This window comes from Marinimicrobium sp. C6131 (assembly GCF_026153455.1).
Classification (GTDB): Bacteria; Pseudomonadota; Gammaproteobacteria; order Pseudomonadales; family Cellvibrionaceae; genus Marinimicrobium.
The window spans coordinates 3,146,133-3,165,275 of sequence record NZ_CP110629.1 but is presented as its reverse complement, the minus strand read 5'-3'; the positions used below and the strand labels follow the sequence as shown (position 1 = coordinate 3,165,275).

The 19,143-nt window shown below is 58.9% G+C and carries 17 protein-coding genes; 11 read left to right on the top strand and 6 right to left on the bottom strand.

The genetic code is table 11. The features are described 5' to 3' along the window. The first annotated feature begins 68 nt into the window (after window positions 1–68). The 3 genes from OOT55_RS13560 (at window position 69) to OOT55_RS13550 (ending at window position 2,821) form a co-directional block, all read left to right on the top strand. Window positions 69–1,946, top strand: coding sequence for an RHS repeat domain-containing protein (locus OOT55_RS13560; protein WP_265366386.1), 1,878 nt, complete (start codon window positions 69–71; stop codon window positions 1,944–1,946). Between the two features lie 17 nt (window positions 1,947–1,963). Beyond that, window positions 1,964–2,419 (top strand): hypothetical protein, encoded by a 456-nt coding sequence (locus OOT55_RS13555; protein WP_265366385.1) that lies wholly within the window; start codon window positions 1,964–1,966, stop codon window positions 2,417–2,419. Window positions 2,420–2,668: 249 nt separating this feature from the next. After that, window positions 2,669–2,821, top strand: a complete 153-nt coding sequence (locus OOT55_RS13550; protein WP_265366384.1) for a hypothetical protein — start codon at window positions 2,669–2,671, stop codon at window positions 2,819–2,821. A gap of 11 nt (window positions 2,822–2,832) precedes the next feature. On the opposite strand, the gene OOT55_RS13545 is transcribed toward OOT55_RS13550, so the two are convergent. The 4 genes from OOT55_RS13545 to OOT55_RS13530 form a co-directional block, all read right to left on the bottom strand. After that, window positions 2,833–3,297, bottom strand: a complete 465-nt coding sequence (locus OOT55_RS13545; RefSeq protein ID WP_265366383.1) for an NADAR family protein — start codon at window positions 3,295–3,297, stop codon at window positions 2,833–2,835. Between the two features lie 65 nt (window positions 3,298–3,362). Then, window positions 3,363–3,962 (bottom strand): exopolysaccharide biosynthesis protein, encoded by a 600-nt coding sequence (locus tag OOT55_RS13540; protein WP_265366382.1) that lies wholly within the window; start codon window positions 3,960–3,962, stop codon window positions 3,363–3,365. Window positions 3,963–4,047: 85 nt separating this feature from the next. Continuing rightward, the gene (gene trxC, locus OOT55_RS13535) at window positions 4,048–4,473 is read right to left on the bottom strand and encodes a thioredoxin TrxC (protein WP_265366381.1); all 426 of its coding nucleotides are present in this window, start codon (window positions 4,471–4,473) and stop codon (window positions 4,048–4,050) included. A gap of 30 nt (window positions 4,474–4,503) precedes the next feature. Next, entirely contained in the window at window positions 4,504–5,778 is a 1,275-nt protein-coding gene (locus OOT55_RS13530; RefSeq protein ID WP_265366380.1) for an NAD(P)/FAD-dependent oxidoreductase, read from the bottom strand. Window positions 5,779–5,999: 221 nt separating this feature from the next. Between OOT55_RS13530 and OOT55_RS13525 the strand changes: the two genes are divergently transcribed. The 3 genes from OOT55_RS13525 (at window position 6,000) to OOT55_RS13515 (ending at window position 10,726) form a co-directional block, all read left to right on the top strand. After that, window positions 6,000–7,064, top strand: a complete 1,065-nt coding sequence (locus tag OOT55_RS13525) for an efflux RND transporter periplasmic adaptor subunit (RefSeq protein WP_265366379.1) — start codon at window positions 6,000–6,002, stop codon at window positions 7,062–7,064. Then, a complete protein-coding gene (locus tag OOT55_RS13520; protein ID WP_265366378.1) occupies window positions 7,061–10,273 on the top strand; it encodes an efflux RND transporter permease subunit in 3,213 nt (1,070 codons plus the stop codon). The genes OOT55_RS13525 and OOT55_RS13520 overlap by 4 nt, the downstream gene beginning before the upstream one ends. A gap of 99 nt (window positions 10,274–10,372) precedes the next feature. After that, window positions 10,373–10,726 (top strand): DsrE family protein, encoded by a 354-nt coding sequence (locus tag OOT55_RS13515; protein WP_265366377.1) that lies wholly within the window; start codon window positions 10,373–10,375, stop codon window positions 10,724–10,726. Between the two features lie 115 nt (window positions 10,727–10,841). Here the strand turns inward: OOT55_RS13515 and OOT55_RS13510 are convergent, their stop codons facing one another. Next, on the bottom strand, window positions 10,842–11,384 hold the full coding sequence (locus OOT55_RS13510) for a PEP-CTERM sorting domain-containing protein (protein ID WP_265366376.1): 543 nt from the start codon (window positions 11,382–11,384) through the stop codon (window positions 10,842–10,844). A gap of 212 nt (window positions 11,385–11,596) precedes the next feature. Further along, the gene (locus OOT55_RS13505) at window positions 11,597–12,481 is read right to left on the bottom strand and encodes a TraB/GumN family protein (protein WP_265366375.1); all 885 of its coding nucleotides are present in this window, start codon (window positions 12,479–12,481) and stop codon (window positions 11,597–11,599) included. 175 nt (window positions 12,482–12,656) lie between these two features. On the opposite strand from OOT55_RS13505, the gene OOT55_RS13500 reads away from it, so the two are divergent. The 5 genes from OOT55_RS13500 to OOT55_RS13480 all read left to right on the top strand — a co-directional run bounded on the left by OOT55_RS13500 (window position 12,657) and on the right by OOT55_RS13480 (window position 19,113). Beyond that, entirely contained in the window at window positions 12,657–13,118 is a 462-nt protein-coding gene (locus OOT55_RS13500; protein ID WP_265366374.1) for a YaiI/YqxD family protein, read from the top strand. Further along, complete coding sequence (locus OOT55_RS13495; protein ID WP_265366373.1) at window positions 13,119–14,489, top strand: MATE family efflux transporter; 1,371 nt, start codon at window positions 13,119–13,121, stop codon at window positions 14,487–14,489. A 204-nt stretch (window positions 14,490–14,693) separates the two neighbouring features. Beyond that, entirely contained in the window at window positions 14,694–15,581 is an 888-nt protein-coding gene (locus tag OOT55_RS13490; protein ID WP_265366372.1) for a fatty acid desaturase, read from the top strand. An 11-nt stretch (window positions 15,582–15,592) separates the two neighbouring features. Beyond that, complete coding sequence (locus OOT55_RS13485) at window positions 15,593–16,570, top strand: YheT family hydrolase (RefSeq protein WP_265366371.1); 978 nt, start codon at window positions 15,593–15,595, stop codon at window positions 16,568–16,570. Between the two features lie 254 nt (window positions 16,571–16,824). Next, window positions 16,825–19,113: a PQQ-dependent sugar dehydrogenase gene (locus tag OOT55_RS13480; RefSeq protein WP_265366370.1), complete on the top strand. Its 2,289-nt coding sequence runs from the start codon at window positions 16,825–16,827 to the stop codon at window positions 19,111–19,113. Window positions 19,114–19,143: the final 30 nt, after the last annotated feature.

The following is a 19,143-nucleotide window of genomic DNA, read 5'->3' as shown; positions in this document are numbered from 1 at the left end:
ATAAGGAGTACGAATGGGACGAGCTGGGCAACCTCATACACCGCTACGACTATCATGGTGAAGTGCCGGTGCAGGAGGACGACGTCCATGGTGAAGCGCCGCCGGTACAAGAGGACTTTGGTTACGACGAGCTCAACCGCCTGAAGTGGTCCAAGGTCAGTGGCCGTGAGCAGGTCAACGTCGACTACGACGCCTTGGGCAACATCAAAAACAAGTCCGATGTGGGCAGATACACCTATGGCTCCAAGTGCCAGCAAGGCGCCGGCCCCCACGCGCTGTGTAAAACCAGCGACGGAACAACATACTCGTACGACGCCAACGGCAGTATGGTGGGCGACTCCTCGGGCCGGACCATTGAGTACAGCAGCTTCGACAAGCCCACTAAAATCAGCAAAGGCGGCCACACCACCCGTTTTGCCTACAGTCCGAGCCGGTCTCGCAACCTGCGCACGGACGAGAGCGCGGAGGATGCCGCCACCCTCACCCGCTACCTGGGTAATGTGGAGCGCATCACCCACCCGGACGGTCGATTGGAGATCAAGCGCCGCCTGCCCGGTGGCGCGCTGATCAGCTACAGTCGCAGTGCCGACGGTCAACCTGCGGGCAAAACCACCCACTACCTGCATATGGACCACCTGGGCTCGATCGACATCATCAGCAACGAGATCGGTCAATTGGTCGCGCGGATGAGCTTCGACCCTTGGGGCCAGCGCCGTGATCCGTTGGACTGGGGCCCATTGGTGGGTAAGGCGTTAAGCGAACTCGAAACGAACATCACCGGCATCACCAAGCGAGGCTTCACCGGGCACGAGATGCTGGATGAGGTGGGTTTGATCCATATGAACGGACGGATTTATGACCCGCGGTTGGGCCGATTTTTGCAGGCGGATCCGCTGATCGACGGTGTTACGGACACACAGGGCTATAACCGCTATAGTTATGTACACAACAACCCGCTCAACGCGACCGACCCCAGCGGCTTTTCAGCCTGGACCCGTTTCAGGGACAACTTCCTGAAGCCCGTCATTCAGGCCATTGTCACCTTCCACTGTATTCCGTGTGGCACCGCGTTAGCGGCGGCGACAACGGCCTACTACGGTGGCGATGCGTTTGATGTCGCTGTTTCTGCGTTCAGTACCTATGTGATGGCCAGCATGGGGAAGGGATTCGCAGCGAGTGGGGGCGGCTTTAGTGGCGGCGAGGCGTTTGTCTTTGGCGTCACGGGAGGCATTACCTCTTCGCTCCGGGGCGGCAAGTTCGGCCATGGCTTTGTCAGCGCGTATACGGGGGCTGTAACGGGCGGATTCGTTCAAGGATTAGATAACGCCGCTGCCGAGCTGATCGCCTCCAGCGTAATCGCCGGATCGATATCGGAGGCGACCGGTGGTAAGTTTGCAAATGGGGCGGCCTATGCGGCTTTCTCTTGGGCGGTGGCGCTGGGGGAACAGAAGATTAAGGAAAATCGAGCTTCAGAGCAATCAGTTCGTTTTGGAAGTCTCAATGAGATCTCACAAGAGGACGCTGAAAGATTGTATCAGGAAGCAAAGGCGTTTGTTTTATCCGTGGAGGAAGCGGCCCATGTCGATCCAGCCAAAATTAATTTGGATAACAGGTATGCTCTGATCAATCCGGAGACTGGAGAAGCGGAGTTTTTCGAAGACTTTAATCAAGCAGCTAAAGCTCGGAGGTCTGGATATGGAATATTCGGAGGAGTTGAAAGAGGTGGGAGAGTAACTATTTATAGAACCGCTTTTTCTGCCGATATTCGAGCAATTAATTTATCAAGAAGGGGGTTTGATGACTTCAAATTTGGTTTTATAAGCTCAGGACTTGAAGCTGGAGTTTTTATCATTGGTCATGAGGTTGCGCACATTAGAAAGCCATCTGAAATCAGTGCGAATTTTTTCGGTAAAAAAGTTTTGGAAAGGTATCGAAACACTCAGTAGTGGATTGGAGGTGAAAAATGAAGTTCGTTCAGAAGTTCTTGCTCATGTGCAAGTACCCTTTACTGCTTATGGCTGGTTTCCACTGCAGTGTTTTTGCAGAAACTGCTGATTGTGGTCCAGAACCGTGCTCGGAAACTTATTCCACGGATGTAGCTGAAGCAAAGGATTTTGGGGTTATTATTAGTCTTACTAGCATAAATTCTCCCTCCTTGACAGATATTACAATTTCCCAGCGAGAAGTGAATGAATGTAGCCTGGGTGGATTAGACATCGTCATAGGGAAGGAGCCTAGCGGCAGAGAGCCTAATGCCCTTGTATCGTTTAAAAGTATTGATGCTGTTGATGGGATAATTTTAAGAAACGATCTGGTTAACTCCTCGAGCATAATAATTGATATTAATTGTAGCGGTAATATGGGAGAAAAGTGGAAAAGAAATGTCAAGCAGATATTGGATGTCCGGTTGGAATTATAGAAAGATAAATTGGAGGTGGAACAAAAAGTCGTTGATTCGCGCTGTTTTTTTCGTGCAATGTAGCGTCGGGAGCACTGCTAGGAAGATCTGAGCACTCTTCTGTACCGCTATGACCACCATGGTGAAGAGCCGGTACAAGAGGACTTTGGTTACGACAAGCTCAACCGCCTGAAGTGGTCCAAGGTCAGTGGCCGTAAGAAGGTCAATGTCGACTACGACGCTCTGGGCAACATCAAAAACAAGTCTGATGTGGGCAGCTACACCTATGGCTCCAAGTGCCAGCAAGGCGCAGGCCCCCACGCGCTGTGTAAAACCAACGACGACCAGAGCTACTCGGACGACGCCAACGGCAGGATGGTGGGTGACTCCTCGGAAGCCAAAGGGGTCAGACTCGTTGATTGAAACACCGGCTTTCAGGGAGAAGAAATTTTCTCCCGAACCGCCATCAACACCTTCCCATACTGATTCTCGCCCCGAAGATCCCTCCCGAGTCCCCAAAAGTAATCGTACTGGCTCACATCAACGATTTGCTGTTCTCCCGTCGCCAACAAGGCTTCGGAGAACTCCGGATACATCTGGCATTGAGTATAAATGGCGCGGGTCATGACCACGGTACGCACCTTGTCCCAGTCGGGGCGGGGTCGCTTGAGCCAGCCGCGGCCGATGCGTCTAGCCTGCTCGGGCGTCTCGGCCTGACGAATTTCATCAAACCGTTTTCGTCCCGGGTACTTCATGGCCTGGTAGTAATGCTCAGCCGTAGGCCATTCATAGCCATCCAGCTCGAACGGACGATGCATGGTGCACCCGAGGGGATCTTCGGGTTGAAGGCGCGACACGTGAACGGCGCACTCGAGTTCGGAGGCTTGAAACAGGGTCATGGTGAGGCACTGAGGTTGCGTGATTGGAAGGGGTCGAGTGTAGCAGATAGGATTTGTTGGCAGTATTACGCCAAAAACGCCCACCCAATCACCGCCCCACTGGCCCCGGTAAACACAAACGCCAACAGGGCCAACAACCCGTCCCGGCCGATAATGGCCAGTCCGAAAAAGGTCAGCACCGCCCCGGCCAGGTTGGCGCTGAACGGGATAAATTCCATCAACGGCATCATCAGCGCCACGGCCATACTGGACAGTGCGACACAGCGCATGGGAATGTAGCCGCGAATCAGGAAGATCAGCCGAGGCTTGACCAGCCGGTCGATAAAACGGGCCGGTTTGCGCGACACGCGGATGGCTTTGAGCAGGTGCGCGGTGGTGACCGAGCGGGCCAGTACCCACCGAGGCAGCCAGAAGTGTTCCTTGTGCAGCAGAAGCTGTACCGAGATGGTCAGCACCATCAGGGCGCACAGGGTGGGCACGCCGGGAATATCGCCAATGATGGGGGCGAGTACGATCAGGCCAATCAGCAGCAGCACCGGGCCAAAAGAGCGTTGGCCAATGGCGTCCATGATGGCGTCGATGGAGACTTTCGGCCGGTGGTCGCAGATGTCTGCCACCCGGTCCAGTACTTCATCCAGAGATGCGACGTGGGGTCTGGTGTCCAAAGTCGGGCCTCTACCGATGCAGGCAAAGGCCTATAGGGTAGCGCGTCCGAGGGCGTTCCACCATGAACGAATCGAGACTTTTTCATTACAGGGCGCTGTTTAACCACTGCACCAGGTTCGGATAGGGTAAGGCCCCGGCCTGCTGGGCCACCGGCTTGCCGTTTTTGAAAATCATCAGCGTCGGAATGCTGCGAATGTTGAATTGGCTCGCGGCCTGACGGGCCCGTTCGGTGTCGACTTTGACAAATCGCGCTCGGGGTTCCTGTTCTGCCGCCACTTTGGCAAACACCGGCGCCATGGCTTTGCAGGGGCCGCACCAGTCGGCCCAGAAGTCCACCACCAACGGGAGCTGCTCTTTGCTGAGCAGCCGCTGGAACTGAGTATCGTCGGCGGCCAGGGGTGCGCCGACGAACAGCGGCTGGTGGCACTTGCCGCATTTGGGTTTGTCGCCCAGCCGGGTCGGATCGACCCGATTGGGGGTCAGGCAGTGGGGGCACAGGGTCTGAATCATGGCGCTGACAGGCTCCTCGGATATCAACGGCTATTGCTCTTTCAGGCGCTCAATACCGAGCGCCTTCAGGACATACTTTTCGTAAACGGGTTCGGTGTTGCCACTGCGCATTTTGTGCAGGAAATACTTCTCGAAGGCCACCTTGGCCAGGTGAACCCATTTGCCTTTTTTCGCCCAGGTGGTGTTGCGCGGCGGAATCTGTGGCAGCGCGACAAAGGCGGCGCCGGTATCGCCCATGTCCGCCAGGCAGACGGCGTTCCAGGTGGCCTGGGCGCGGGACTCCTTGCCCTCGATATCGGCTTTGATATTTTCAATCGCCGCCGTAACCATAGATTCAATCATATAGCCGGTTTTGGGTACACCGGTGGGAATCGGTGTGGGTTCGGGCGGCCCAATGGCCACGCACACCCCGGCGGCGTAAATATGCGGATAGGTGGGGTTGCGCTGGTAGTCGTCAATCAGCACGAAGCCGCGCGGGTTGCACAATTGTGGCACGGCGGCCACCGCATCCACGCCCTTGAAGGCGGGCAGCAACATGGTAAAGCGGCTCTTGAGTTCATGGGTTTTTTCCGGTTCGCCCTTGAGATTGTGTTCGGTCACTTTGACGTGTTCCCGGGTGACCTCATCCACCTTGGCGTTGGTGATCCAGCGGATATCCCGTTGGCGAAACTCGGATTCGAGCAGGCCTTTGGAGTCGCCCACACCGCCCAGGCCCATATGGCCAATATAGGGTTCGCTGGTGACATAGGTCATGGGCACCTTGTGGCGCAGTTTGCGCTTGCGCAGGTCCGCGTCGAGGATAAACGCGAACTCGTAGGCCGGGCCAAAACAACTGGCCCCCTGCACGGCACCGACCACGATCGGGCCGGGGTTTTCCAGAAATTTCTCGTAGGCGGCAAAGGCCGATTGGGCATGGGGGTTAGTGCACACCGACTGGGTAAAACCCTCGGGGCCGAAACCGGGAATTTCATCAAAGGCAAGCTTGGGGCCGGTGGTGATGATCAGGTAGTCGAACTCGACCTGGTCGTTGTTGGAGAGGGTCAGCCGGTTGGCCTTGGGATCGATGTGGGTCACGCTGGCGGCGATAAACTCGACCCCTTTGGCACTGACCGCCGGGCCTATGTCCACCGTGACCGAATCCGGCTTACGCCAGCCCACCGCCACCCAGGGATTGGAGGGCGTGAACTGAAAGTGTGGGCTGGGGTTGATCAGTACCACCCGGTGCCCGGCACCGAGAATTTTCTTTGCATCGTAGCCGGCCTGCATACCGCCAAGCCCCGCTCCCATGACCGCTATGGTTGCCATAACCTTACCCTCTGAATCAGGAATGAGCCAGGCAGTGAACGGGGAAGATGTGGTCTATGCTTAGGCCATTCCCTGCGTCCCTGTCGGGCGTCGTGACCACTTCAGTATGCGAGTGCAAGGGTTGGCAAACCTTGATGCATATCAAGCACTGAAGGTATAAGGCTAAGCATACTGTGAGACTGGTTTCTCTCTGCGAACAATTGACAACCCGGAGCCACATCATGAACCGATGGATCGCCCTGACCGCTGTGTCACTGTTACTGTCCGCCTGTTCGGAAAAGGAACCGACAGTGGCTGATTCCACCGACCGGTCGGCGCCGGATCTGGATACCTACCTGGCGGAACCGGTGACGGTAGCCGAAGAGACCCGACTGGATGGCGTGCTCGAAGCGGTGCACCGTTCCACCGTCTCCTCGGAGGTCAGCGCCCGGGTCATGGAGCTGCCCTTTGATGTGGACGATTACGTCGAAAAGGGCGAGGTGATTGTGCGCTTTCGCGATGCCGACCAGCAGGCGCAGATGGCCACCGCCCAGGCGACCCTGCAGGAGGCCCGCGCCCAGTTGACCGAGGCGCGTCAGGCCTACGAGCGGGGGCAGGAGATGATCGAGCGGGAGCTGATTGCCCGGGCTGAGTTCGACCGCTTGACCTCCACCTTTGAATCGGCCCAGGCGCGGGCCGGGGCGGCCGAGGCCGGCGTGCGCGCCGCCCAGGAAAACCTGGAGCGCACGGTGGTCCGGGCACCCTACAGTGGCATTGTGGAAGAGCGGCATATCGAATTGGGGGAAACCGCCGGTGCCGGCCAGCCCCTGATGACCGGCCTGTCTCTGGAGCACTTGCGCGCGGTGGTGGAAGTGCCTCAATCCCTGGTGGGCCCCTTGCGGGAGCACGGCGAGGCCCGGGTGGTTCTGCCCGACGGCACCAGCCTGGACGCCACCGAGGTGCGTATTTCGCCGGCGGCGAGCGAAGGTAGCCATACCTTTCGCACCCGGGTGACCCTGCCCGAGGGCGATCATCAGGTGTTTCCCGGTACCCTGGTCAAAGTTGCGTTCAAACGCGGTGAGCAGGAGCTATTGCGGGTGCCCGCCCCGGCGGTGGTGCAGCGCAGTGAGGTCACCGGCCTGTATGTGGTGCACCCGGATCATCGCATCGAGTTGCGTCAGGTCCGTGCCGGCGAGCTGACCCCGGAGGGCCAGAGAGTCATCCTGTCGGGACTGGCCGCCGGTGAGCGGGTGGCGCTGGATCCCATTGCGGCGGGCATCGCCCTGAAGGAGCGACAGGCGCAATGAGTGAGGAACCCCGTCTCGGCCTGTCCGGCCGAATCGCCCGGCAGTTTCTGACCACTGAAATCACCCCCCTGCTGGCCCTGGTGGGCCTGCTGCTCGGGCTGTTTGCAGTGCTGGTCACGCCCCGGGAGGAAGAACCCCAGATCGACGTGACCTTTGCCAATGTGTTCATTCCCTACCATGGCGCCTCGGCCCGGGAGGTGGAACAACTGGTGGCCACGCCGGCGGAGCAGATTCTGTCGGAAATTGCCGGGGTCGAGCATATCTACTCCGCCTCCCGCCCCGGCATGGCGGTACTGACGGTTCAGTTCGAGGTGGGAGAAACCCGTCAAGAAACCATCGTCCGACTGTACAACGCTTTCTACTCCAACCAGGACTGGGTACCCGCCAATGCGGGCATCGGCCAGCCCCTGATCAAACCCATGGGCATTGATGATGTGCCCATCGTCGCCGGCACCCTGTGGAGTGACGATCCGGCCGTGGGCGCCCACGAACTGACGCGGGTGGCCCACACCATCGAGACCGAGCTGCAGCGGGTGCCGGGCACCCGGGATATCGACACCATTGGCGCCCCCACCCGGGCGGTCAACGTGCGCCTGGACCCGCAGAAGCTGGCCGGTTATGGCCTGGATATTCAATCGCTTAGTCAGGCCCTGATGGCCTCCAACGTCTCCCGCGAAGCCGGCAATGTGGTGGCGGACAATCGGGTCATTCAGGTACAGGCGGGCAGCTTCCTCAGCAGTGCCACCGAGGTGGCTGAACTGGTGGTGGGCATGAACCGGGGCGGCCCGGTGTTTCTGAAAGACGTGGCTGAAATCGAATTGGGGCCGGACCAGCCCGAACAGTACGTCAGCTTCGGCATGGGCCCCGCCCACGACCTGTCCCTGCCCCGCCAGCCCGCTGTGACCATCGCCGTGGCCAAGCAGCCGGGTTCGAATGCGGTGGACGTGGCGCGGCAGGTGATCGAGCGTTTCGAGCACCTGCAGGGTACCTTCGTACCCGAGGGCATCAACGCCACCGTGACCCGCGACTATGGTGCAACCGCCAACGAAAAGGCCCAGACCCTGATCAAGAAACTGCTGTTTGCCACCGCCTCGGTGGTGCTGCTGGTGCTGGTCACCCTGGGCTGGCGCGAATCCCTGGTGGTGGGCGCTGCCGTGGTGGTAACTCTTGCCATCACCCTGTTTGCTTCCTGGGCCTATGGCTTCACCCTCAACCGGGTATCCCTGTTCGCGCTGATTTTCTCCATCGGGATTCTGGTGGACGATGCCATTGTGGTGGTGGAAAACATTCACCGGCGTGCCACCGGCAGCCTGAACACCATGACCGAGCGTATTCCCTACGCGGTGGAAGAAGTGGGCGGCCCGACCATTCTTGCCACGTTTACGGTGATTGCCGCCCTGCTGCCCATGGCCTTTGTCAGCGGCCTGATGGGCCCCTACATGGCGCCGATTCCGATCAATGCCAGCATGGGCATGCTGATCTCTCTGATTGTCGCCTTCATGTTCACCCCCTGGCTCTACCGCCGGCTGTTTGCCCGGGTGACCCACCACGAGGCGCCGGAAGAAGACGATCGCTCCGGTTTTGCCCACCGGCTGTCCGAACGACTGATGACTCCTTTCCTGCGCGCCCGCGAGGGCCGCGGTGCCCGGGTGGGCCTGCTGGTGGTGCTACTGGTGCTGATTGGCGGCTCCATGGCGTTAGTGGGCTTTCAGGCGGTGGTGATGAAAATGCTGCCCTTTGATAACAAATCCGAGTTCCAGGTAGTGGTGGAAATGCCCGAAGGCACCCCGGTGGAGCAGACCAACCGGGTGCTCAATGCCCTGGGGGATCATCTGGAAACTGTGCCGGAGGTGTTGGACTACCAGACCTACAGTGGCACCGCCTCGCCAATCAATTTCAACGGCCTGGTGCGCCAGTATTACTTGCGCCGCGAACCCCATCAGGGCGACATTCAGGTCAATCTGGTGGCAAAAGAGGAGCGCGATCGCAAGAGCCACGATATTGCCCGAGCCGTACGGGCGCCCCTGCAGGACATCGGCCGCGAGCTCAACGCGACAGTCAAGATTGTCGAAGTACCCCCTGGCCCACCGGTGATGGCACCGATCGTGGCGGAGATTTACGGGTTGGACTATCACGGCCAGATGGACGTGGCCAAGGAGGTCCGCGCGGTGTTTGAAAACACCGAAGATCTGGTGGATATCGACGATGATATCGAGGCGCCCCAGCGCAAACTGGTGGCGGAAGTGGACCGCCAGCGGGCGGCGCGCCTCGGCGTAAGCCAGCAGGCCATTGCCGATACCCTGAGCGCTGCGCTGTCCGGCTCCGATGTGACCTACCTGCACGGCACCGCCAGCAAGGCGCCGATTCCGATCCGACTGGAATTGAACGAAGCCGATAAGGCCAATCAGGCGTTATTGGGTTCGCTTTCGGTGATCAGTCAGAGCGGCACCCGGGTGCCCCTGAGTGAAGTGGTGCAGTTCCGGGAAACCACCCGGGACCAGACCATTTATCACAAGGATCTGCTGCCGGTGACTTTCGTCTACGCCGATATGGCGGGCCCGCTCGACAGCCCGCTCTACGGCATGCTGGATGTGGTTTCAACGCTGAACGAAACCCCGATCAAGGGCGCTCCCCTGGCCCAGTTCTGGACCGACCAGCCGGACAACCCCTACGCCTGGAGCCTGAAATGGGACGGCGAATGGCAGATCACCTACGAAACCTTCCGGGATATGGGCATCGCCTACTCGGTGGGGCTGATCCTGATTTACCTGCTGGTGGTGGCGCAGTTCCGCTCCTACGGCCTGCCGCTGATCATCATGGCCCCCATTCCCCTGACCCTGATCGGCATCCTGCCGGGCCACGCATTGCTGGACAAACAGTTCACCGCCACCTCGATGATCGGCATGATCGCCCTGGCGGGCATCATCGTGCGCAACTCGATTCTGTTGGTGGACTTTGTTCAGCATCAACAGCGGGCGGGTAAGCCCCTGGCCGAAGCGGTAATTGACGCAGCGGCGGTGCGTGCCCGTCCGATCATACTGACGGCGGTGGCGGCGACCATGGGGGCCTTCTTTATTCTGGATGATCCGATTTTCAGCGGTCTGGCGGTGTCCTTGATCTTTGGTATTGCGGTGTCCACGCTGTTGACACTGTTGGTGATCCCGGTGGTCTACTACGCGTACCATTACCAAAATGATTTGGCGACGTAGGGCGGATAAGCCGAAGGCGCATCCGCCGCAACCAAAACGAAACATACCAGGGCACCCATTCGGTGCCAATATTGAATGTAATCGAAACAGGAGTTGAACATGCACTATGCCATTTCCACCACCTGGGGGCCGAGCGATACCACCCGGGCGGCGATTCCCTTTATTTTTGCCAACACGGCGTTGGAAGCCGGTGATACCGTCACCCTGATTCTGTTTCACGATGCCGTGACCCTGGCGGTGCCGGGCTGTCACGAGAAGGTGGTGCCCTGCGGCCCACCGGCCAAGTTTGCCGAGGTGTTCGCCCACAAGAATGCCGAAATCATCGTGTGCAAGCCTTGCGCCGAAGCGCGGGGTATCGGGGATGATCAAATTCTCGACAGCACCCGAATGGGGGGGATGGGCGACTTCTACCAGCAGGTGACACGGGACGACTGCAAGTCCATGGCGTTCTGAAAACGCTTCAAAAGCCGGCCCCAAAAAGAAAAAAGCCCGCGGTTCCTTGCGGGCTTTTTCGTAGAAAATGCATCGTCCCTGATTTGGGTAATCCTCCTTGCTGATTGGCCTCTCCTTAGCGGGCTACCCGGCGCCGGGCCATTCCCAAGCCGATCAATCCCAATCCCATCAGTATCAGAGCACTGGGCTCCGGTACGCTGACTCCGGTTTTACCCCAAATGGCGACATTGGAAATGGCACCTTTATTGGGGTAGAAACCTTGCAGGTCGAGGTCTTCCAGGCCGTCCCAGTCTGCGAGATTGAACAGATACTGGGGTTGATTACCATCCTTGACGATCAAATAACATTCCGGGCACACAATCGACGGTCCGCCAACATAAGTAATCAACGCGTTGTTGGGGTCGCCCGAAAAAGTGGTGTCGTAGGAGCCGGTAAAGCCGCCACTCTCAGCACCATCGTCGTAATCTTTTTTGTAATACAGCTCCAATATCGAGCTGGTTCCTACAATGTCTGCCACCTGAGTTCCGTTCAGGTTGGATGTGGAGTTACTGGTCCAGTCTGCATCCCCCGGCCCCAACAGAAGGGCCTGTGCATGGCCTGCAAATGCCACCATTACCGTGGCCAGAGCGAAACGAAGTCCTTTTGATAAAATGTTCATGATAGGTACCTACTTGAATCGAACAGCATATTGTGTCCGTGCCGAGGCTCGAGCATTCGGCATCGCAGGTGCTGAAGCAGGGACTGTGCCAAGGTGGGTAAACCCGCGCCACCATTGACGTTGTCAGATAGGGTGTTGTTGATTCAAGCGGGTTCTGTAAAGTGACCCGACGCATAAAACCGCGTATTGGCGTCGGGCGTCATCGCGAGGGACTACTGGTTGGCGCTCAGTGCGTATGGCGTCACCTCGTAACCTTTCTGTTCCAGCGTATTCAGCAGACCATCGTCTCCGGCCAGGTGCAGCGAGCCCACCAGAACCAGTTCAGTACCCGCCTGCTCAAACAGGGATTCCAGCACCGGCAGCCAGTCGTGGTTGCGCTCGGTCAGCAGTGTCCGGTACATCCCGGGTGCCTGCTCCCGCATGGGTTGCCCCATTTCCCGGTCCAGTGTTTCCAGATCCCCGGTGCGCCAGGCATCCACCATCTCGGTCATCAGCTCGTCAAAGCGCTTCAGGTCGGTCAGGGTTGCCTGGATTATGGCGTCGCCGTCGTGGCCAGCCATCACTTTCATATAATCCAGTACCTGCTCTGCCGTTTCCAGTTCACCCAGCGGCAGGCCATCGCGTTGTGCTTTCTGGTAGAAATAGGCGTCAACGCCCTGTTGAATGCCGTTCTGCTGAGCGAGCATCACAGTCATTATCATGCTGACAAAGGCGGGATCGAAACCCATAAACTGCTGCACCGGGAATTGATGAGCCTGCGAATATTCCTGCAGCGCCTTCCACACCTCCGGGCTGAGCTCAGTGTTCAGGGTTTTTCCGGGCGGGTACATCATGACCTGCATCATCTTCTGGCCAAAGGCGGGGTCCTGCATGACGCCAAGATCGGTTTCCAGGTACAGCGCATCCGCTTCGGCATAGGCGGCGTCAAATTCCTCGGGCAGAGGGAAGTCATCCGGGTGCAACAGGTGGATAGTGCCGCCGAGAAAGAAGCTCTGATCACCTTTACTGACGGTATACAGTGTGGTGTCTGCCCGGGCGACACTGACAGCCACCAGCGCGGCGCTGAGCAGCAGGGTGTGGATGAGGCGAAAAAACATGGCGGGAGGCTCCCTGTGATGGTTTATCGGATTCCTGAACGTCGGTCGCACGGGGCGATCAATGCAAAGCCTAAACCGCCACGGGGCAGGGCGCAACGCTTTCTGACCCCACGCGCTGGTGAAAGCGCAGGACACTGCCTACAATGGCGGCTGATCATTTATTTTGAGTGACATTATGCCAATTTGGGTCGATGCCGATGCCTGTCCGGTGGTCGTGAAAGACATTCTCTGTCGGGCCGCGGACCGCTGGAAAATCACCACCACTTTTGTGGCGAACCAGGGCATTCGTGTGCCCCCTTCGCCCTTTATCAAAACCCGGCAGGTGATGGCGGGCTTTGACGTGGCGGACAATGAAATCGTGCGTCTGTTGCAACCCGGGGATCTGGTGATCACCCAGGATATCCCGCTGGCCGCCGAGGTGGTGGAAAAAGGCGCAGTGGCCATGAGTCCACGGGGCCAACCCTTTACCCGGGAGAACATTCGTCAGCGCCTGGCCATGCGCAACCTGATGGAAGAGCTGCGCAGCACGGGTGAAATCACGGGTGGTCCTTCCGGATTTTCCCAGACCGATCGCAAGCAATTCGCCGATCAGCTCGACCGCTGGTTACAGAAAAATGCCCGCCGGAAGCACGCCTGAATGACCGCGGAGCTTCGCCCGAACAACCGCCAGTTCTGGTGGGCGGTCATCCTGCTCGCCCTGCCCATTGCCCTGCAGATGTTGTTGCAGTCGCTGCTGGGCATGGCCGATGTGGTCATGGTCAGCCGCTTGGGCTCCGAAGCCATTGCCGCCGTGGGGCTGGCGGCAAAACTCCACTTTCTGTTGCTGGTATTGATGAGTGGCTTCGCGACTGGCTGCAGTGTGCTGGTGGCCCAGTACAGTGGCGCGGGCAAGTTTGCCAGTTGCCAGCGCACTCTCGGCGTCACCCTGATGGTGGGCAGCCTGACCATGGTGCCGTTTCTGTTGCTGTTTGGGGTGCGCCCGGCTATCTGGCTTGGTTGGCTCAATCCGGATGCGGAAGTCGTAGCCCTCGCCGCCCGCTATCTGGTGATTACCGCACCGGCATTGCTGCTGACCCAGTGGATCGTCATCTACGAGGCCTCCCTGCGGGCGCTGGGCAACACCGGAATGCCGCTGGTGGCCGGCACCCTGTCGATTCTGATCAATGTGGCGCTCAACTATGTGCTGATTTTTGGCCACCTTGGTTTCCCGGCCCTGGGTGTGGCGGGGGCGGCCTGGGGTACCCTGATCGCCCGCCTGTGCCAGTTACTGTTTATCCTCGGCTGGGTCTACGGCCGCCGCCACGGTTTTGCTCTGCGTTGGGCGCAATTCAAACCGGCCCTTGCCTGGCAGCCAGCCCGGCGCTTTCTGGCGTTCTCTTTACCATTGGTGGTCAACTACGGGCTCTGGGGGTTGGGCAACGCCACCTATCATGTGATGACCGGCTTCACCGGCACCCACGCTCTGGCGGTCATGGGGGTGATTGTGCCCATCGAAAGCGCCTTCTTCGCACTGTTTGTCGGCCTGGCCAGTGCCTGCGCGGTGATGGTGGGCCGCACGTTGGGGGCGGATAACACCGAGGAAGCCTGGCGGTTGCACAAGGTGTTTGATCGCCTGACGCTCATTCTGGTGCTGAGTCTGTCGCTCACACTCTGGCTGGCCAGTCCCTGGATACTCAAAGCGTTTGGGAATGTGGAGCCGGATACCGCTGAATTGCTGCGTGCGACCCTGGCAATTTTCTGCGCCCTGGTGTGGATGAAAGTGCTGAACATGATACGCATCATCGGTGTGCTGCGCGCCGGCGGCGACAACCGCTTCGTTTTGATTACCGATGTTACGGTGATGTGGGGTGTCGGTTTGCCATTGTGTGCCCTGGCGATTTTCGGTTTTGGTTGGCCTTTTCTGATCGTCTATGGACTGATGTTTTTGGAGGATGCACTTAAATTTTTTCCGATGTGGCAACGGATCGGCAAGCGACTTTGGATGAAAAATCTGACGCATGAGGGGTGACAATGCACCCCGCGGTGAACCGTGAACTACTTCCTTGTGAGTGACGCACGATTCACGTTACCATTGGCGCTAATGGAGTAGCCCATTTCGTACGATCGTCAAGGAGTGATGTGTGACGTATTTTTCAATACCGATTATTTCCCGAGCCAACCCGCTTTTGCCCGCACTGCCCTCGATACAACGCCCAGATCCCCGGGGGTGTCGATGAGTGCGTTCCGCTACGCTCAGGACCGCCTTCCGGTCGGTATCATTCTGTTGTATTTCCTGCTGGACCTTTGGGTCTATGCCACCGTGGACAGCATCGGTTGGCTGACGGTGTGGTTCTTGTTGGGCATCTTTCCGAAAACCAATGTCTGCGTATGGAATCACAATCACCATCACTGTCGAACCTTTCACAACCCCTGGCTGAATCGCCTGCTGGAAATTGCCTACGGTTTTCAGACCGGGATGCTTGCCAGCACCTGGACCCTGCATCACATTCACGGTCATCACCGGCACTATCTTGATCAAGCGCAAGACACCTCGCGCTGGCAAGCCGATGGTCAGACCATCAGCGTTTGGCGTTATATTGCCGAGGGAATTTTTCTGACCTATCCGCGGGCGATCGCCATTGGGCGTCGGCGACCCAAATTGTTGCGGAAGTACCTTCTGGAATTGTCGGTCAGCCTCGCCATTTTGTTGGCACTGACGACCTACCGGCCGCTGCCGGCCCTGTTTGTGTTCTGGCTGCCGATGCTGGCGTCGCTGATCGTGACCATGCGCGCCACCTATTACCACCACCTTGAGCTCGATCTGGAAGACCCCATGGCGGCCAGCCGCAATGTGGTGGACTCCAAGTGGCTGAACATCCTCACCGGTAATATCGGATACCACACGGCACATCACCATAAGTGTGGTCTTCATTGGTCAAAGTTGCCGCAGTTACACAAAGCGCTGGAACCGTTGATTCCCGCACACTGTTACACCCGCACTGTACCTATCTATTACTGGATCGATCATCTGGATCGATTGCTTCGTCGCGTTTGCCAACCGTTGTGTCGTCGATCGGCCTTTCGCTCCCGAATCCAACACTCGACCGATACCACTCAGTGAGGCGCCGAGCTATGCCTGTGATTGAATCTGAATACCGTTCTCCTCTGCTGTTTCGCAATGGTCATCTGCAGACCCTGTCCCTGCGTCTGTTCCGGCACCGGCCGACGCAAAGACCTGAGCCGGATCAATTTACCACCGATGATGGAGACGAGCTGGAACTGTTCTGGTATCGGCCGGGCGAGAGTGACACCCTGGTGATCTTTACCCACGGACTGGAAAGTCATGCCAAAGATGGGCCTTTGCTGAGTTTCGCCCACACAGTGTCCGGCTGGGGTTGTCATACCTTGAACTGGAGCATGCGCTCCTGCGGAAAACGGCTCAACCACACCCGCTGGTTTTACCTCGGCCATGACTATCAGGATTTAAAGGCGCTGGTAAACCACTACAGCCAACATTATCGCCAGATCTATCTGGTCAGCGTCAGTCTGGGCGGTACCATCACGGCGAATTATCTGGGGAAGGACAGCCCGGAGGTAAACCCGGTCGTCAAAGGCGCCTTTTTATTATCGCCACCGCTGGAACTGGACTCGTTTCATGAGGCCATGACCAAGCCTCTGAACAACTGGTTGTACCAGCGCCATTTTGTGCGTTCATTGTTGGATAAATTCGAACGTAAGACCGACTACATCGATTTCGGACGAGAAGTGGATCTGGAGTGGGTGCGTGAGTGTAAGACGGTAGACCAGATTGAGGATCGTCTGTTCGCCCCCATGCACGGCTTCGAAAGCTCAAAACACTATCGGCAACACGCCTCGTCCCTGCCGCACCTGAAAAACATCACCGTTCCGACCTACATTCTCACCGCCGAGGACGACCCGTTTATCGATAACGATCAGCTGCCTGTTGATCTGGCCAAAGACAGTCCGCATCTTTATCTGGAGCTTGCCAAAAACGGTGGTCACACCGGCTTCGTTAAACGCAAAACGGATCCACACCACTGGTACGAACACCGATTCCGGTGGTTTATGGAAACGTCGACGGTTGCGTAGGGCGGCATAAGGGCGAAGCCCGCATCCGCCGTAATCCGGCGCACACCACACGCGCCCACTGTAAACACTAAAACCAGGCGCCTCAGAATCGGCGGCTCGTGAACGCTGATTTTTTTGCAGCTTCCAGGGTGGTCCTCATAAGGTATCCTGACGGCTTTCAGGGATGGAATTCAGGGACTATGAATTGTCGCACGGCATGGTGTCCGGTCCGGTGCTAGAGTCAGAGGGCGACTTCCCGACTGAAGGAGACACCCATGCGCTTCCCGGCATCGTTGATCATGGCAACCCTGTTCCTGACGGCCTGCGGTGGTTCCGGGGGCTCCGGCGGCGCCAGCAGCAGTGCGAGTAACGCGTCCAGCCAGTCCAGTAGCACCTCCAGTCAGTCCAGTGCCTCCTCCACCGACCCGGAGCGCAGCGGGCTGGACGAACGTCCGGTCAACGAACAATGCCTGGCCGGCGAATCGCCCGCCGGCGGCGGAGTGGCACTCGAGCGGGTCTATCCCGAGCTGTCTTTCAATCAGCCGGTGGCCCTGTTGCAGGCGCCGGACGACGATAGCCGATGGTTTGTGTTGGAGCAGGCCGGGCGGATTGTCGCGTTCGATAACGACCCGGAGGTGACTGACGCCGATGAATTTGCCGACCTGCGCGACCGGGTGGACAACAGCGCAGGCTCCGGTGAATCCGGATTGCTCTCCATGGCCTTCCACCCCGACTATGCGGATAACGGCGACGTTTTTCTTTACTACCAGGTCTCCCGGGATACCGAGGAACCGATCCAGGATGACTGCTGCGTCAACCAACTGGTGCGCTATCGGGTCAATGATGAGGGCACGGCCCTGGATCCGGATTCCGCTGAGGTGCTGCTGTCTTTTCCGGCACCCTATGAAAACCACTTCGGCGGTCACCTGGGGTTTGACCAGGCGGGCTACCTGTACCTGAGCATTGGCGATGGCGGCAGCGCCGGCGATCCGCAGGATCGGGCTCAGAACACCGCCAACCTCTGGGGCAGTGTCATCCGTATCGACGTGGATGGCGAAGCGCCCTACGCCATACCGGAAGACAACCCCTTTGCCGACCAGGTGGGCTTTCTCTGTGACTCGGAGGCGCAAATGGAGGACAAGCAGGCCACCGGTGGTGATTGCCCGGAGCTTTACGCCTGGGGCTTGCGCAACCCCTGGCGCTGGTCCTTCGACCGGGCCACCGGCGATCTCTGGCTGGCCGATGTCGGCCAAGGCGAATGGGAGGAAGTCAATCGCATCCGCCGGGGCGGCAACTACGGCTGGAATATCCGCGAGGGCGCTCACTGTTACAACGCCGACGACTGCGAGACCGGCGGATTGATCGACCCGGTGGCGGAAGTGCCCCAACCGGAGTTCCGCTCCATTACCGGCGGGGTGGTGTATCGGGGCGACGCCGTCCCCTCTCTGCGGGGGCGCTATCTGTTCGGAGACTATATCACCGGCCGGTTTTACGCTCTCACCGATGAGACTGGCGAGGATGGCCTGCGTGAGATCGAGCGCCTGGATGAGCAAACCGGCCTCAATATCGCCTCCTTCGCCCAGGACCGGGCGGGGGAAGTCTACCTGGCGGATTACAGCGGCGGCCTGTATCAGGTGGTGCCCTCCGGCGACGAGGAAGGCGAGCCGATGCCGCAGTGGCTGTCCGAGACCGGCTGCGTCGATCCGGACGATCCCCGGGAGCCCGCCGAGGGCCTGATCCCCTACACCGTCAAGGCGCCCTTCTGGTCCGACGGCGCGGACAAACAGCGCTGGCTGGCCCTGCCGGAGGGAGAAACCATTGAGATCGATAGTGAGCAGGATTGGGAACTGCCGCCGGGCAGCGTGGTGGTGAAAAATTTCTACCTGGCCGACGCGTTGATTGAAACCCGTCTGTTTATGCACCACACGGACGAGCGCTGGGCGGGTTACACCTACGCCTGGAATGAGGATGGCACCGACGCCGAAAGGGTCGACGGCGGTCAGGTGGTGGAGCGCCAGGGGCAGGACTGGATCTATCCCAGCGGCAGTCAGTGCCTGGAGTGCCACACCCGGGCGGCGGGCCGCACCCTGGGGCTGGAAAGTGCCCAGCTCAACGGCGACTTCACCTACCCGAGCACGGGGCGCGAAGGCCACCAGCTCGACACCCTGCATACCATCGGCGTGCTGGCACAGGCGCCAGCGCGTCCGGAACTGGCGGACCCCCATGACGAAACGGCGGATCTGGAAGACCGGGCGCGAGCCTACCTGCACACCAACTGTGCCCAGTGTCATCGACCGGACGGGCCCACCAACCTGGATATGGATTTGCGCCATACCACCGTTCTGGCGGACATGAATCTCTGTAACGTCACCGCTCAGAACAGCGATGAGGAAGCGCTGCGCCTGGACCCGGGCGATGCCGATGCCTCGGTTCTGGTCGGCCGCATGGCACTGCGCGACCACGCCGACCAGATGCCACCGATCGGCAGCAATCGAGTGGATGAAGACGGCGAAGCGCTGTTGCGCGATTGGATCAACGGTCTTTCGGCGGAAGACTGTGACTGATTGGCATTTTCCCGGTCGACTTTTAAAGGC